Source organism: Cellulomonas sp. NPDC057328, assembly GCF_042667215.1.
Classification (GTDB): domain Bacteria; phylum Actinomycetota; class Actinomycetes; order Actinomycetales; family Cellulomonadaceae; genus Cellulomonas.
Window position 1 is genome coordinate 1 of sequence record NZ_JBHUZW010000006.1, and the last position, 16,259, is coordinate 16,259.

11 protein-coding genes are annotated in these 16,259 nt (G+C 75.3%); 6 read left to right on the plus strand and 5 right to left on the minus strand.

From position 1 onward, the window contains the following. Positions 1-90: 90 nt before the first annotated feature. Positions 91-2,559: a GH36-type glycosyl hydrolase domain-containing protein gene (locus tag ACFUMH_RS02200; protein ID WP_378199695.1), complete on the minus strand. Its 2,469-nt coding sequence runs from the start codon at positions 2,557-2,559 to the stop codon at positions 91-93. 399 nt (positions 2,560-2,958) lie between these two features. Beyond that, positions 2,959-4,263 carry an MFS transporter gene (locus tag ACFUMH_RS02205; RefSeq protein ID WP_378199697.1) on the minus strand — a complete coding sequence of 435 codons (1,305 nt, stop codon included), beginning with the start codon at positions 4,261-4,263 and terminating at the stop codon, positions 2,959-2,961. A 105-nt stretch (positions 4,264-4,368) separates the two neighbouring features. Between ACFUMH_RS02205 and dcd the strand changes: the two genes are divergently transcribed. From dcd to ACFUMH_RS02235, 6 genes are all read left to right on the plus strand, one after another. Further along, positions 4,369-4,944 carry a dCTP deaminase gene (gene dcd / locus ACFUMH_RS02210; protein ID WP_378199700.1) on the plus strand — a complete coding sequence of 192 codons (576 nt, stop codon included), beginning with the start codon at positions 4,369-4,371 and terminating at the stop codon, positions 4,942-4,944. A 1-nt stretch (position 4,945) separates the two neighbouring features. Continuing rightward, the gene (locus ACFUMH_RS02215) at positions 4,946-6,088 is read left to right on the plus strand and encodes a hypothetical protein (protein WP_378199703.1); all 1,143 of its coding nucleotides are present in this window, start codon (positions 4,946-4,948) and stop codon (positions 6,086-6,088) included. 238 nt (positions 6,089-6,326) lie between these two features. Next, positions 6,327-6,788: a hypothetical protein gene (locus tag ACFUMH_RS02220; protein ID WP_378199706.1), complete on the plus strand. Its 462-nt coding sequence runs from the start codon at positions 6,327-6,329 to the stop codon at positions 6,786-6,788. A 161-nt stretch (positions 6,789-6,949) separates the two neighbouring features. After that, positions 6,950-7,843 carry an SDR family oxidoreductase gene (locus ACFUMH_RS02225; protein WP_378199709.1) on the plus strand — a complete coding sequence of 298 codons (894 nt, stop codon included), beginning with the start codon at positions 6,950-6,952 and terminating at the stop codon, positions 7,841-7,843. After that, positions 7,840-9,807, plus strand: coding sequence for a glycoside hydrolase family 15 protein (locus ACFUMH_RS02230; protein ID WP_378199712.1), 1,968 nt, complete (start codon positions 7,840-7,842; stop codon positions 9,805-9,807). The genes ACFUMH_RS02225 and ACFUMH_RS02230 overlap by 4 nt, the downstream gene beginning before the upstream one ends. 32 nt (positions 9,808-9,839) lie before the next feature. After that, complete coding sequence (locus ACFUMH_RS02235; protein WP_378199715.1) at positions 9,840-10,391, plus strand: NUDIX domain-containing protein; 552 nt, start codon at positions 9,840-9,842, stop codon at positions 10,389-10,391. Positions 10,392-10,804: 413 nt separating this feature from the next. Here ACFUMH_RS02235 and ACFUMH_RS02240 read toward each other — a convergent pair whose 3' ends face one another. The 3 genes from ACFUMH_RS02240 to ACFUMH_RS02250 form a co-directional block, all read right to left on the minus strand. Beyond that, the gene (locus ACFUMH_RS02240) at positions 10,805-12,574 is read right to left on the minus strand and encodes an ABC transporter ATP-binding protein (protein ID WP_378199718.1); all 1,770 of its coding nucleotides are present in this window, start codon (positions 12,572-12,574) and stop codon (positions 10,805-10,807) included. 231 nt (positions 12,575-12,805) lie between these two features. Continuing rightward, positions 12,806-15,166, minus strand: coding sequence for a glycoside hydrolase family 3 N-terminal domain-containing protein (locus tag ACFUMH_RS02245; RefSeq protein WP_378199721.1), 2,361 nt, complete (start codon positions 15,164-15,166; stop codon positions 12,806-12,808). Beyond that, positions 15,163-16,206: a LacI family DNA-binding transcriptional regulator gene (locus ACFUMH_RS02250; protein WP_378199724.1), complete on the minus strand. Its 1,044-nt coding sequence runs from the start codon at positions 16,204-16,206 to the stop codon at positions 15,163-15,165. The genes ACFUMH_RS02245 and ACFUMH_RS02250 overlap by 4 nt, the downstream gene beginning before the upstream one ends. Positions 16,207-16,259: the final 53 nt, after the last annotated feature.

The window sequence follows — 16,259 nt, forward strand, 5'->3', positions numbered from 1 at the left end:
GGGCGGAGCGGCGGCGCGTCGAGCGCGTCGATCGACTCGATGAGCGTCATGGCATGGCCCCCGGCGACGTGACGTGCGGTGCGGTGCGCGTCAGAGCGTGACGTCGACGCGGACGGTGCTGCCGGCGGGCGCGTACGGCACGAGATTGCCCTCGACCGGCGTGCCGTCGACCACGAGCCGGCCGCGCGAGCCGCGCGCACCGGAGTTCGTCACCGCGATCTCGTACGTCGCCCCGCGGGCGACGCGCGTGACCGTGAACGACGGGACGTCGGGCCCGATCTGCGGGTCGACGACGAGGCCGTCGTACCCGGGACGGACGCCGAGCAGGTGCTGCGACACCGCGACGAAGTTCCACGCCGCCGTGCCGGTCAGCCACGAGTTCTTCGCCTCGCCGGCGCGCGGCGCCTCCTTGCCCGCGATCATCTGCGCGTACACGTACGGCTCGAGCCGGTGCACGTCGCTGATCTCCTCGCGGTACGCCGGGGTGATCCGCCTGTAGTAGTCGAACGCGCGGTCGCCGCGGCCCAGGACCGTCTCGGCGATGATCACCCAGGGGTTGTTGTGGCAGAAGATGCCGCCGTTCTCCTTGTACCCCGGCGGGTAGGTGGAGACCTCGCCCAGCTCGATCTGGTAGGTCGTGTAGGCGGGGTACTGGAGCACCAGCCCGTGCGGCGTGCCGAGCATCTCGCCGACCGAGTCGAGCGCCTGGACGGCGGGCGCCTCGGTGTCGTCCGGGCCCTCGCCGACGCCGATGCCCGCCATCACGGCGAAGCCCTGCGGCTCGATCCAGATCTTGCCCTCGGGCTTCGCGTCCGTGCCGATCGGGTTGCCGAAGTAGTCGTAGGCACGCAGGAACCAGCGGCCGTCCCAGCCGTGGTCGAGCACCGCCTGGCGCACCTCGTCGACGACCTTGCGCGCCTGCGACGCGACCTCGCCGAGTCCCCGCCGCTCGGCCAGGTCCGCGTACTCGGCGCCGTAGAGCACGAACTGCGCGGCGATGAAGACGGACTCCGCCGCGCCGCCGCCCTTGTTCTCCGTGGTCTGGAACGACTCGCCCGGCTCGGTGGAGAAGCAGTTGAGGTTGAGGCAGTCGTTCCAGTCGGCGCGGCCGATGAGCGGCAGGCCGTGCGGGCCGCGGTGCTGCACCGTGAACTCGAACGAGCGCGTGAGGTGCTCGAACAGCGGCACCTCGGAGCCCGGCTCGTTGTCGAACGGCACGGGCTCGTCGAGGATCGACCAGTCGCCCGTCTCCTTGACGTAGGCCGCGGTGCCGGCGATGAGCCACAGCGGGTCGTCGTTGAAGCCGGAGCCGATGTCGTTGTTCCCGCGCTTCGTCAGCGGCTGGTACTGGTGGTACGCCGAGCCGTCGGCGAACTGCGTCGACGCGATGTCGATGATGCGCTCGCGCGCGCGCTCCGGGACCAGGTGCACGAAGCCGAGCAGGTCCTGGTTGGAGTCGCGGAAGCCCATGCCGCGGCCGATGCCGGTCTCGAAGAACGACGCCGAGCGCGACATGTTGAACGTGACCATGCACTGGTACTGGTTCCAGATGTTGACCATCCGGTCGAGCTTCTCGTCGCCCGAGCGGACGGAGTACGTCGACAGCAGGTCCGTCCAGTACGTGCGCAGCGCCTCGAACGCGGCGTCGGCCTGCTCGGCGGTCGCGAAGCGGCCCAGCAGCGCGTGCGCCTTCTCCTTGTTGACGACCTGGTGGGCGTCGTCGGCCCACTTGGCGTCCTGCGGGTTCTCGAGGTAGCCGAGCACGTAGACGAGGTCGCGGGACTCGCCCGGTGCCAGCGTGACCTTCACCGAGTGCGAGCCGATCGGGTACCAGCCCGACGCGACGGAGTTGCCGGACTCGCCCGCGCGCGGCACCGCGGCCTCGCCGAGGCCGTTGTACGCGCCGACGAACGTGTCGCGGTCGGTGTCGAAGCCGTCCGCGCGCGTGTTCACGCCGAAGACGGCGTAGTGGTCGCGGCGCTCGCGGTACTCGGTCTTGTGGAAGATCGCGGACCCGTGCGGGCCGTCCTGCTCGACCTCGACCTCGCCGATGGAGAGGTTGCGCTGGTAGTTCGTCTGGTCGTCCTGCGCGTTCCACAGGCAGAACTCGACGAAGGAGAAGAGCGAGACGGTCTTCTCGGCGTCGGACGTGTTGGTGACCGTGACCTTCTGCACCTCGGCGTCCTCGCCCAGCGGGACGAAGAACAGCGTCGAGACGCGCAGGCCGCCGCGCTCACCGGTGATCCGGGAGTAGCCGAGGCCGTGCCGGGTCTCGAAGTGGTCGAGCTCCGCCTTCACCGGCAGCCACGACGGGGTCCACACGTCGCCCTGGTCGTGCACGTAGAGGTAGCGGCCGCCCGCGTCGGCGGGGATGTTGTTGTAGCGGTACCGCGTGAGGCGCCGCATCTTGGCGTCGCGGTAGAAGGAGTACCCGCCGGCCTGGTGCGACAGGAGCGAGAAGAAGCGCTCCGACCCCAGGTAGTTGATCCAGGGGTACGGGGTGTGGGGCGTCGTGATGACGTACTCGCGGGCCTCGTCGTCGAAGTGGCCGAACCGCATGGCATGCCTCTCGCGTGCTCCGTCGCACGTGACCGCGGACGCGGGGCGGCACCGGGCGGTGCGCGCCCAGGTCAGCGGCCCTGCTCGGGTACCTGGTCGTGGTCTGTGGTGCTGTGCGGAGTGGTCCCGCCCCGCGGTCCCGCACGGGTCGTGGACCGTGCGGTGCGAGAGCGCTCCCACGCCTGCTGTCGGACAGCATAGCCGCCGGTGGCCCGGCCCGGAACGGGTCGGCACCTTTCACCGCTCGTGCCGGTGCGGCGGCGACGCCACCCCGCGCGTCGTCCGGACGGGTGACGGGCGCCCGGCCCGGTCGAAGCGCTTGCCCGACCCTGCCGCAGACGACGGGTGGGCGCGCGTCGACGGGTCGCGCGGGCCACCGCTCGAGCTGGACCGCTCCGGCTAGGTCGACGTGGCGTCGGCGACGGGCACCCGGTCGGCGTGGTCGTCGGCGGGGCGTCGGGTCCCGCGCGCGAGGCGGACCCCCACGACGAGTGCGAGCACCGCGACCGCGGAGGCCGTCGCGAAGAGCGCGGCGTACCCGCCCAGCTGCGCGATCACCACCGCCGCGAGCGCCGGCGCCAGGGTCTGCGGCACGTTCGTCGCGACGTTGTAGAGCCCGAGGTCCTTGCCGGCCGACGCGCCGCCCTCCGGCAGCACCTCCGTGACCAGCGCCGTCCCCGACGCCACGTGCGCGCCGAACGCCAGCCCCTTGAGCACCGCGAACACGGCCATGCCCGCGACCGTCGGCACGGCCACCGGCACCAGCAGGGCCGCCGCCAGCAGCGCGCACGAGCCGACGAGGAACGGCGTGCGCGTCCCGACGCGGTCGCTCCACCACCCGGTGACCAGCACGGACACGAGGATCGCGCCGAACGCCGTCGCCGTCAGGACGCCCACGACCCGGCCCGCCTCGGGGGCCGGCAGGCCCACGTGGTCCGTCAGCACGTACAGCTGGTACTGGTACACGAGGTGGTAAGCGAGGACGAACAGCAGCCGGGAGACGAACGCCTCGGTGAACCGGCGCTCGCGGCGCGGGTCGACCAGCAGGCCGCGCCAGAAGGGCGCCTGGGCCGCCACGACGGGCGGTGGTGCGGCGTCACCGGCACGGCGGCGCCGGCCGTCGACGACGACGAAGGCGGCCGTCGCGAGCACGACGACGAGCGCCACCGCCGCGTACGCGGTGCCCGGCCGGTCGGTCGCCCGCCCCACCGTGAGCACCGCCACCGCACCGCCCGTCACGGCGCCGAGGCCGATCAGCCCGTAGGCACGGCCGCGGCGCGGCGCCGGCACCTCGTCGGGCACGACCGCCGACGTCGCGACGTCCAGCGCGTTGAGCGCCACCTGCGCCACCACCCACAGCGCGGCCAGGGCCGCCACCGATGACGCCTCGCCCAGGCAGAGCAGCGCGACGGCCGCCGCGAGCGCACCCCCGACGGCCCACGGCACGCGCCGGCCGTGCCGCCCGCGCGTGCGGTCGCTCAGCGCGCCGACCAGCGGCTGCGCGGCGATCGTCAGCGCGAACGACAGCGTGCTGACGAACCCGAGGGCGCGGACCTTGTCGTCCGGGGCGAGCGCCGCGACCTGCGCCGGCAGCAGCACCACCAGCACCGCGGCGTACGCGCCCGCCAGCGCGCAGGCCACCACGGCGAGCGACCCGACGAGAGGAGGGCGCGGGCGCACGCGTCCGCCGTCGGTCCCCACCACGCCGCCACGGTAACCCCGGTCCGGGGCCTGTTCGCGTCGCCCGTCCGGGGGCGACCGGCGCGGGACGGACGATCCGGGCACCCGCCGGACCACTACCGTGGGCGCGTGCTGCTCTCCGACCGCGACATCCGTGCCGAGCTCGAGCAGGGCCGCGTGGCCCTCGACCCCTACGAGCCCGCGATGATCCAGCCGTCCAGCATCGACGTGCGGCTCGACCGGTACTTCCGGCTGTTCGACAACCACAAGTACCCCGTCATCGACCCGGCCGCGGAGCAGCCCGACCTCACGCGGCTCGTCGAGGCGGCCCCGGGCGAGCCGTTCGTGCTGCACCCCGGCGAGTTCGTCCTGGGGTCGACGTTCGAGCAGGTCACGCTGCCGGACGACGTCGCGGCGCGGCTCGAGGGCAAGTCGTCCCTCGGCCGCCTCGGGCTGCTCACGCACTCCACCGCCGGGTTCATCGACCCCGGCTTCTCCGGCCACGTGACGCTCGAGCTGTCCAACGTCGCGACGCTGCCGATCCTGCTGTGGCCCGGCATGAAGATCGGCCAGCTGTGCTTCTTCCGGCTGTCGTCGGCCGCCGAGCAGCCGTACGGGTCGTCGGCGTACGGCTCGCGGTACCAGGGGCAGCGCGGGCCGACGGCGTCGCGGTCCTGGCAGGGGTTCCACCGGACGGAGGTCTGACGTGGCCGGCCTGCCCCCGCTGCCGGTGCGCGACCCCGCGCTGGCCGACAAGCACCTGCTCGCCCTGCCCGACGGCGTCGAGCCCGACGAGGTCGAGGTGCTCGCGTCCAGCCGCTTCCGCAACGTGCGGTGGGAGGACGCGGCCCCGGAGGCGCCCGCGCGCACCGGCGTGCTGCCCGCGGTGACCGCCGCGCTGGGCATCCGCACGGTCGCCGACCGCGCCGCGGGGCCGCGCGCCCTGCGGCTCGCGCGCCTGTCGTCGCTCGCCGGGCCGTACGCGGTGCGCGTCGAGGACGCCGTGGCGCTCGGGCTGCCCGGCTCCACCAGCACCGTCTGGGTGCTCACCGCGCCGCGCGAGCGCGGCGAGCGTCCCTGGCCCGGCGGCGACCGCGACGGGCTCAAGCGCGCGTTCCCCGACGGGCTGCCCGTGCGCGAGGAGGAGCGCGTGCTGCAGTGGCTGGTCGCGGCGGCGCGGCGGCTCGGCGGCGCGGTGCGCACGCAGACCGGCGCGGTCCTCACGCCCGACCCCGACGCGTCGACCGACCTCACCGTCCTCACCGCCCGGTGGCTCGAGCCGGACCACGTCCTCGCGCTCGTGCAGCGCGTGCAGCCGCGCGCGTACCTGTCCGTCGCGACCCCGGGCTCGTGGGCCGGGCCGGCGTCCCGGACCGGGCGCGGGTCGCAGGGCGCCGTCGGCGGCTCGCCGGAGCGCGGCGGCTCCGGCCTGCGTGCGGCGCTCGAGCGCCACGGCGTCGCCGACGAGGAGGAGCGGCACCGCCTCATGGCCGAGGCCGACGCCTACGACGAGCTCATGCTCGCCGCGCCGCCCGCCGCCGAGGCGTTCGGCGTGCTCGTCGACCTGGGCGTCGACGGCATGCTCGCGGTCGAGGTGTCCGCGCACGAGCAGCTGCCGCCGCTGCTCGAGGGTCTCCCGTGGGTCGCCGACGGCGTCGTCGCGTACCGCGTGCGCTGGGAGCCGCGCGAGATCGAGCAGATCGAGCAGGAGCGCCCGACGCTCGAGCACCGCGTCGCGCGCAGCCGGTCCGCGCCGCTCGTGTCCGCGGTCGCGCGCGTGCTGCACGCGGAGCTGGGCGGCGAGATCGCCGACGAGGCCGACTTCCTGGTGGACCCGGCGGACCTCTGACGCCGGGCAGCGCCCCCGGCCGTCGAGGCGCCCCCGCCGTCGAACCGGCCGCCGTCGAACCGGCCGTCGTCGAACCGGCCGTCGTGCAGCGCTCCGGTGCGGTCGTGCTGCACGACGGCCGGGTCGCCGACCGGCGAAGGGCGGACGGGCGGGGCTGAAGCGGGGGGGCGGCGGGACGCGTGTCCGGGTCCTGCCCGCTCGGGATGCCGGGTCGCGCGGGCGCAGGTAGACACGACGCATGGGAGCTCTCGTGCGATCTGCAGCGCTGGGCCTGGCGGCCGGCGGACGGGCGGCGGTCGGGGTGGCGGTCCCCGTGCTCGCCGCGACGGAGGGGAAGCGGGGCGTCGGCGCGGCGCTCGCACGCACGCTCGCGCGGACCGCGATGGTCGGCGAGACCGTCACCGACAAGCTGCCGGGCCTGCCGAGCCGGCTCGTCCCGCCGATGCTGACGGGTCGCGTCCTGTCCGGGGCCGGCGGCGCGATCGCCCTCGCGCTCGTCGAGCGGCGCAAGGTGCCCGCCGTGGTGCTCGCGGGCGTGGCCGGGGCCGCCGGCGCGTTCGCCGGTGCGGTGGGCGGCGCGTCGTGGCGCGAGTGGGCGGCGGACCACGGCCCGTCGTTCCTCAGCGGCCGCGGCGCCGGGTTCGCCGAGGACGCCCTCGTGCTGTCCACCGCCAACAAGCTCGTCGCGACGTCCCGCTGACGCGCCACCGAGCCGACCACAGCCCCGCCACCGGCGGCACGACGCACAGCCCCGACGCCGCGGCCGCACGCCGGCCGGCTGGGTCCGGCATCGTCGCCGACCGCCCGTCCTCACGACCCGACGCCCACGACCACCGACGACCACCACGACAGGAGCGCACCGTGGCCGACCAGTACACGATGACGGACCCGATCGCCCAGTACCCGCAGCCGGAGATCCCCGAGCAGACGCTCGACGGTCCCGGCCTCGACGCCGACCTCACGCCCACCGCCGACCACGGCTTCGACACCTACCGCGGCAGCGGGCGGCTCGAGGGTCGCAAGGCGCTCGTGACCGGTGGTGACTCCGGGATCGGACGGGCCGTCGCGGTGGCGTTCGCCCGCGAGGGTGCGGACGTCGTGCTGTCGTACCTGCCCGAGGAGCAGGAGGACGCCGAGGTCGTGCGGCGCCACGTCGAGGAGGCCGGGCGCCGGTGCGTCCTCGCGCCCGGGGACGTCTCGGACGAGCAGGTCGCGCGCGGCCTGGTGCGGACGACCGTCGACGAGCTCGGCGGCATCGACGTGATCGCGAACATCGCGGGGCGTCAGCAGCACGTCGAGGACCTCGCGGAACTGACGAGCGAGAGCTTCGACCAGACGTTCCGGACCAACGTGCACGCGCTGTTCTGGATCGTGCAGGAGGCGCTGCCGCACCTGCCCAAGGGCGCGTCGATCATCAACACGAGCTCCATCCAGGCGTACCAGCCGTCGCCGAACCTCGTGGACTACGCGACGACGAAGGCCGCGATCAACACGATCTCGAAGGCGCTCGCCGGGCAGCTCGCGCCCAAGGGCATCCGCGTCAACGTGGTCGCGCCGGGCCCCGTGTGGACGCCGCTGCAGGCCGCGGGCGGTCAGCCGCCCGAGGCGCTGCCCGAGTTCGGCGAGCAGACGCCCTACGGCCGCGCGGGCCAGCCCGCCGAGCTCGCGCCCGCGTTCGTGTTCCTCGCCTCGCAGGAGTCGAGCTACGTCAGCGGCGCGACGATCGCGGTGACGGGCGGGATGCCGACCCCGTGATCGACGACGCGACGCTGCCCGACTCGCTGACGGCGGACGACGGCATCCCGGGGTCGGGGCGGCGCGACGCCGACCGGCTCCGGGCGCCGGCGCCGCGCGAGGACGGCTACGTCGCGCTCCGCTCGTACGCGGCGATCGGCGACGGCCGCACCGTCGCGCTCGTCGCCGAGGACGGCCGCATCGACTGGTTCCCGGTGCCGGTGCTCGACGCGCGACCCGTGTTCGCGGCCCTCCTCGACGCCGACCAGGGCGGACGCGTCGAGCTCGCGCCGACCGTCCCGTTCGAGGTGGCGCGCGAGTACGTGCCCGGGACGAACGTGCTGGTGACCCGGTTCGTCACCGGCACCGGCGAGGTCCGCGTCACCGACGCGATGACCACCGGCGTCGCCGGGCGGCTGCCGTGGTGCGAGCTGGTGCGCCGCGTCGAGGGTGTGCGGGGCAGCGTCCCGATGGCGTGGCGCGTCGCACCGGGGACGATGCTCGGGACGGCGTCGCCGTGGGTCCGCCGGACGCGGCGCGGGCCGGTCATCACGGTCGACGGCGTCTCCGTCGTCGTGGCCACGCTGGGCGAGATGACGACGCACGTGGACGACCGCGAGGTCGCGGGCGTGCTCACGACGTCGCCCGGCTCCCGGCACGTGCTGGGACTCGCGGGCACGCGGGACGAGCCGGTGTTCGTGCCCGACCCCGAGCTCATGGACGCCGGCATCGAGCGCACCGTCGAGAACTGGCGCGTGTGGACGCGCGAGTTCCACTACGACGGGCCGTGGGCGCAGGCCGTGCAGCGCAGCGCGCTCGCGCTGAAGCTGCTGGTGCACGCGCCGACCGGCTCCATCGCGGCCGCCGGGACCACGGCCCTGCCCGAGTCGTGGGACGGCGGCAAGAACTGGGACTACCGCTACGCGTGGGTGCGCGACGTCGCGTACGTGGTGGACGCGCTCACCCGGTTCGGCCTGCGCGAGGAGACGCACGCCGCGATGAGCTGGACGCTGCGCACCGTCGCCAAGCACCCGCCGTCGGTCTTCTTCACGCTCGACGGCGAGCTCGCGCACGGCCGCGCCGAGCGTGACGTCCCCGGCTGGCGCGGCATCGGACCGGTCGTCGACGGCAACCGGGCGTCCCGCCAGCTCCAGCTCGGCAGCTACGGCGACCTCATGGGCGTCGTGCGCACCTACGTCGACGCGGGCAACCTCCTCGACGCCGAGACGGGCCGGGTCCTCGCGGGCGTCGCCGACCGCGCCTGCGACGCCTGGCGGCAGCCCGACGCGGGCATCTGGGAGCTGACGGACGCGCACCGGTACACGTCGTCGGCGCTGGGCTGCCGGCACGCGCTGCTGTGCGCGGCGCACCTGGCCGACGAGGGGCACCTGCCCGGCGACGCCGACCGGTGGCGCGCCGAGGCCGACGCCATCGCCGCGTGGGTGCGCGCCGAGTGCTGGTCCGACGCGAAGGGTGCGTACGTCATGCACCCCGGCACGGACGCCCTCGACGCGTCGGTGCTGCTGTTCGTCGACCAGGAGTTCGACACGCCGGAGCGGCTGGGCGCGACGCTCGACGCCGTCCGCGCCGAGCTGGGCGCCGGGCCGCTGCTGTGGCGGTACTCCGGCATGCAGGACGAGGAGGGCACGTTCGTCGCGTGCGCGTTCTGGGGCGTGCGCGCCGCCGCCCTGCTGGGCCGCCTCGACGAGGCACGGACGTGGATGGACGAGCTCCTCGAGCAGGCCAACGACGTCGGGATCTGGAGCGAGATGATCGACGCCCGCACGGGCGACTTCCTCGGCAACGTGCCGCAGGCCCTCTCGCACCTGGCGCTCGTGCACGCCGCGCTCGCGGTCGGCAGCGACGCCGACGCGCACGTCGTCGACCCCGAGCAGGCGCCGTACCCGCCGCCCGAGGAGCCGCCGGAGCACCCGCAGACCCGCTCGCGGGACCCGTGGCGCTCGGCGGCCCCCACCGGCACCTGAGCGGCACGCCCGCGGTGGCCTAGCGTCGGGGCATGGCCTGGCAGACCGTCTCCTCCCGCGTCGTGTACGAGAACCCGTGGATCGTCGTGCGGGAGGACGACGCGCGCGCGCCGGACGGCAGCCCGGCGCTCTACGGCTGGGTCGAGCTCCGGCCGTCGGTCTTCGTGGTCGCGCTGACCGACGACGACGAGGTCGTGCTCGTGACGACCGACCGGTACACGACCGGACCGGCGTCCGTCGAGGTGCCTGCCGGCGGCACGGACGGGCAGGATCCGCTCGTGGCCGCGCAGCGCGAGCTCGCCGAGGAGGCCGGGCTCGTCGCCGCCGAGTGGGTGCACCTCGGCGTCACCGAGGCGCTCAACGGCATCGCCCGTGCGCCCGAGCACGTCTTCGTCGCCCGCGGCCTCGCCCCCGCCGGCGACGCGGCCGCGACCGCCCACGAGCAGGCCCACGAGGGCATCACGCAGGTGCGCACAGTGCCGTTCACCGAGGTGCTCGAGATGGTCCGCGACGGACGCATCCGCGACGGCGAGACGGTCACCGCGCTCGCGCTCGCGGCCCTCCACCTGGGCCGCCTCACCTGACGCCCGCCCGGACGGCCGGGGGCGCACCGCACGCGACGAGGCCCACGCCGAGTGCGGTAGGTCCCGCCGAGTGCGGGTGGTGCACCTGCCGCGCTCGGTGCGAGGTACCGCGCTCGGCGGTCGGCGGGCGCCCTCCGGCAGGTCCACCGCGTGCGCCCACTTCTCACCGAGTGCGGTACGTGCGTCACGACTGCGGTGGTCGTGACACCCGCACTCGCGACGCATCTACCGCACGCGACGAGGCCCACGCCGAGTGCGGTAGGTCCCGCCGAGTGCGGGTGGTGCACCTGCCGCGCTCGGTGCGAGGTACCGCGCTCGGTGGTTCGCTGCGACCGTCCCGCGATCGGTGGACCGGCGTGGCCGTGCCGTGCCCGGCGGACCCGTGCGCCGGCCGGGCTCGCCGGCGCCCGGCGTCAGACGCGCTGGGCGCGCTCCAGCCGCGCGTAGCGGCCGCCCGCCGCCATGAGGTCGTCGTGCCGGCCGACCTCGACCACGCGCCCGGCCTCCAGCACGACGATCCGGTCGGCGTCGCGGATGGTCGACAGGCGGTGCGCGACCACGAGCGTGGTGCGACCGCGCATCAGCCGCGTGAGGGCGTCGCGCACGAGCGCCTCCGACTCGGGGTCGAGCGCGGACGTCGCCTCGTCGAGCAGCAGCACGCGCGGGTCCCGGACCAGCGCCCGGGCGATCGCGATGCGCTGGCGCTGCCCTCCGGACAGGCGCGCGCCGCGCTCGCCGACCACGGTGTCCCAGCCGTCGGGCAGGGCGTCGACGATCTCGGCGGCGTTGGCGTCCTCGAGGGCCGCCCGCACGCGCGCGTCCGGCACGTGCCCGAGCCCGTAGGTGACGTTGTCGCGGATCGACCCCTCGAACAGCACCGACTCCTGCGGCACCACGGACACGTGCCGGCGGAACGTGCGCAGGTCGAGCGTGGCGGCGTCGACGCCGTCGAGCAGCAGCCGCCCGGACGTCGGCCGGAGGAACCCGAGCGCGAGGTTGAGCACGGTGGACTTGCCGGACCCGGACGGCCCGACGAACGCGACGGTCTCGCCCGGGCGCACGTCGAGGTCGATGCCGTCGAGGGCGTGCGCGTCGGCGTCGGGGTAGCGGAAGTGCACGGTCTCGAACGTGAGCCGGCCCTCGACGGCGCGCACGGCGGCCTTGCCGGCGTTCTGCTCGACGTCGGGCTCGGCGAGCACCTCGGCGATCGAGCGCACCGACTCGGTGCCGCGTGCGGCGACCGGCAGGAGCATGAGCAGCTGCGTCACGCCGCCGGTGATGAGCGCGAAGTTCGACGACAGCAGCACGACCTGCCCCGCCGTGACGGGGAACCACCCGGTGAGCGCGGCCGCCGCGGCGAGCACGAGGCAGCCGACGCCGAGCAGCTGCAGCCCCACCCACGACAGCGACGCGAACCGCCCGTTGAGGACGTCGAGCTCGTACCCGGACGTGCGCACGCCCTCCGCGCCCTCGGCGACGCGCTCCTGGGCCGTGGCCTCGAGGCCGTGCGCGCGGGTGATCGGCATGAGCGTCGCCATCTCGCCGACGCGCGCCGAGAACCGCTCGACCTGCTTGCGGAACGCCTCGTTGCGCTCGCGCGAGCGCCGTGCGAGCCCGTACCGCAGCAGCACGGCGAGCGGGATGGTCAGCGCGTACACGGGCAGGAACTGCGGCACCGACGTCGCGGTCGTCACGACGGCGCCCATGACGACCATCGACGAGGACAGCAGCGGGTGGGTGACCTGCTGCAGCATCAGCTCGACGTTCTCGACGTCGCGCACGACCTTGGTCTGCACGATCGACGCGGACGTGCGCGTGTGGAAGCCGATGGACAGGCTCTGCAGCCGCGCGGCGAGCGCGTTGCGCAGGTCGGCGCCGATCTGCCGGACCGCGCCCATGAAGAGCTTCGTGTACATGACGTGGTTCGGGTAGTTCTGCAGCAGCGCGACGAACGCGACGGCCGCCCACAGCCACAGCTCGCGCAGCGGGCCGCCGGCGACGACGACGTCGATGACGCGGGCCGTGATGAACGGCATGAGCCACAGCGGCGTGTCCTTGAGCGCGAAGAAGAACACCGCCGCGCCGACGCGGCGGCGGTGCATGCGCAGGAGGCGGAAGACGGACCGGACGGGGTGCTGCCCGTCGACGTCGACGGACGTTCGCCGCGAGGCGGGGGAGGTCACCGGCCCATCCTCACCCGCGCCCGGCCGCTTGGAAAGCGCAGTCCGCCATCCGGGGTCCGCCGCCACCCCTCCGCCACCCGGCCGCCGCCCCGCCGCCGTTCCGCGCCGACTGCGGTACATGCGTCACGAGTGCGGTAGTCGTAACCACCGCACTCGATGCGCATGTACCGCAGTCGGCGTGGGGGTGGGCGCGGGGAGTGGGGGCGGCCGGAGGGGCGGCGGGGGAAGGGGTCAGGCCTGGGTGACCGTCGTCGTGCTGCGCAGGGCGCGGTCCGCGCCCGGGTGGCGGCGCGGGCCGGTGAGCTCCACCTCGGCGTGCAGCACGTCGCCCTCGCTCGAGCCGCCGACCTGCACGCCGATCGTGCCGGGGTCGACGACGCGCACCAGGTCGACGCCGGTGTACGCGGTCAGGTCGGCGGGCACGGTGAACGTGACGCGCCGCGCCTGCCCGGCCTCGAGCGGCACGCGCACGTACCCGGCGAGCTGCTTGACCGGCCGCGCGACGTCGGCGACGGGGTCGGACAGGTACAGCTGGACGACCTCGGTGCCCGCGCGCCCGCCCGTGCACGTGACGGTGACGGCGACCTCGAACGCGCCGTCCGTCGGCACCTCGCCGGGCGTGACCGTCAGGTCGTCGTACCGGAACGTCGTGTACGACAGCCCGTGCCCGAACGGGAACGCCGGGGTGGGGTCGAGGTTGCTGATCTTGTCGAGGCGGCGCGTCAGCGCGGGCCCGAGGTACGTCTGCGGCCCGCCGCCGGGGTCGCGCGGCACCTGCACGGGGAGCTTGCCGCTGGGGGTGACGCGTCCGCTCAGCACGCCGGCGACCGCCCCGGCGCCCTCCTCGCCCGGCATGAACGCCTGCACGACGGCCGCCGCGCGCCCGGTGTACGCGCCCAGTGCGTACGGCCGCCCGGAGACGACGACGAGCACGACCGGCGTCCCCGTCGCCAGCACGGCCTCGACGAGCTCGTGCTGCACGCCGGGCAGCCGCAGGTCCGCCGCGTCGCAGCCCTCGCCCGACGTCCCGCGCCCGAACATGCCGGCCCGGTCGCCGACGGTCAGCACGCACACGTCCGCGTCGCGCGCGGCCCGCACGGCGGCGTCGACGCCACCCAGGTCGTCGCCCACCACGTCGCACCCGCGCTCGTGCACCACCTCGACGTCGCCGAGCTCGGCGCGCAGGGCGTCCAGGAGCGACGGCACCTCGACGCCCATGCCGAGCTCGGGGTGCCGCGGCAGCACGTGGATCGGGTACGAGTAGCAGCCGAGCAGCACGCCGGGGTCGTCCGCGGACGGCCCGACGACAGCCACGCGCCGCAGCGGCGCGCCCGCACCGGCCCCCAGCGGCAGCACGCCGTGCGGGTTGGCCAGCAGCACCACCGACTCCTCCGCGAGCCGGCGCGCCAGGTCGCGGTTCGCGGGCGGGTCGAGGTCCACGGGGTCGTCGTCGGGGGCGCCGCCCGGAGCCGTGCCGTCGGGCAGCGGCGCGTCGAGGAGCCCGAGCTGCGCCTTCTGCCGCAGCACGCGCCGCACCGCGCGGTCCACGGACGCCTCGTCCAGCCGCCCGTCGCGCACGAGCGGTGCGAGCTCGCCGAAGCACATGGTGTTCGGCAGCTCGACGTCCATGCCGGCGCGCAGGGACCGCGCACCCGCGTCGGCCGCGTCCGCCGCCACGCCGTGCGCCGTCACGAGGAACGCGACGGCCCAGTAGTCCGACACGACGGTGCCCTCGAACCCCCACGTGTCCCGCAGCAGGCCCGTGAGCAGCGACGCCGACGCGGCGACCGGCTCGCCGTCGAGGTCGGCGTAGGAGTTCATCACCGACCGCGCGCCGCCCTCGCGCACCGCCATCTCGAACGGCGGCAGCAGGACGTCCGCGAGCTCGCGCGGCCCGACCGGCACCGGCGCGTGGTTGCGCCCGCCGCGCGAGGCGGAGTACCCGACGAAGTGCTTGAGCGTCGCGACGACGCCCTGCTCCTCCATGCCGCGCACGTACTCGGTCGCGAGCGTCGCCACCGTGTACGGGTCCTCGCCCATCGTCTCCTCGACCCGCCCCCAGCGGTGGTCGCGGACGACGTCGAGGACGGGCCCGAGCCCCTGGTGCACGCCGAGCCGGCGCAGGTCGCGCCCGATCGCCGACCCCACCGCGTGCACGAGCTCCGGGTCGAACGCCGCGCCCCACGCCAGCGGCGTCGGGTACACCGTCGCGCCGTACGACGTGACGCCCGTCAGGCACTCCTCGTGCGCGATCGCCGGCAGCCCGAGCCGGTGGTGCCCGACCAGCTCGCGCTGCGTGCGCGCCAGCTTCGCGCGGCCCTCGTCGGCCGGCACGGGGTCTGTGCCGAGCACGCGCGTGAGGTGGCCGAGCCCGTGCTGCGCGGCCGTCGGGAAGTCCGGGCGCCGGGCGCCGAACGTGTCCTGCATCGGCGCGACGACCTCGCCCGCACCGCGCCGGTCGAACCAGTACGAGCCCAGCTGGGCGAGCTTCTCCTCGAGCGTCATCGCGTCGAGCAGCAGCGCGACGCGCTCGTCGACGGGCAGGCGTGCGTCCTGCCAGGGGCGGTCGGCGGGCGTGGCGGTACCGGTCACCGGTGTCCTCCCGGCCCCGCCGGCGGTGGCGGGGCTGTCGAGTCGCGCACCACGAGGGACGTGGCGAGCTCGATGTGGTGCGCGTCGGGCAGGCGTCCCTCGTCCATGCCGAGGACCGTGCGCAGGGCGACCCGGCCGATGTCCTGCAGCGGCTGGTGCACGCTGGTCAGCGGCGGGTTCGTCCAGGCGGCGAGGTACGTGTCGTCGTAGCCGACGACCGACAGGTCGCGCGGGACGGCGAGCCCGAGCCGGCGGGCGGCCTCGAGCACGCCGAGCGCCTGGACGTCGCTGCTCGCGAGCACGGCGGTGGGCCGGTCGGGCAGGCGCAGCATCGCGTCGGCGGCGTGCAGGGCGGCGTCCCGGTCGAAGGCGACGTGGCGCACGAGGTCCGGGTCGGGCGTCAGGCCGGCGCGCTGGCACGCGGAGCGGAAGCCGTCGACGCGCGCGACGGCGCTGATGGACGCCTCGGGCCCGCCCACCACGCCGATGCGCGTGTGGCCGAGGCCGAGCAGGTGCTCGGTGGCGGTGCGTCCGCCGGACCAGTTGGTCGAGCCGACGGAGACCAGCTCGGGCGTCGTCAGGTGCAGCGGGTCGACGACGACGACGGGCACCCGCGCCCGGGCGATGCTCGCGTACGTCGTGCCCGTGACCTGCGCGGTGACGACGATGGCGCCGGTGCGCCGGGCGGTGACGAGGCGCCGGGTCCAGCTCGACGCGGGCTCCGGCCGGTCGCCGCCGCGCACGCGCGAGACGGTGACGTCGACGTCGACCTCCTCGGCGGCGAGCGTGACGCCGCGCAGCACCTCCATCGCGTACGGGCTGTCGAGCACGTCGACGAGGAACTCGACCGTGCGGCGGCCGTCCGCGCGCCGGGCGCCCGGCGTGCGGTACCCGAGCTCGGCGACGGCGGTCTCGACGCGGGCGCGCGTGGCGGGGGCGACGTCCGTGTGCCGGTTGAGCACCTTGGACGCGGTGGCGATCGAGACGCCGGCGCGGTCGGCGACGGCGGTGAGCGTCGGGCGCGGCCCGGCTGCCGGCATGGCGGTGCCCCTTCCTGTCGCGGGCGACGGTAGCCGCGGCGCGTCGAAAACTT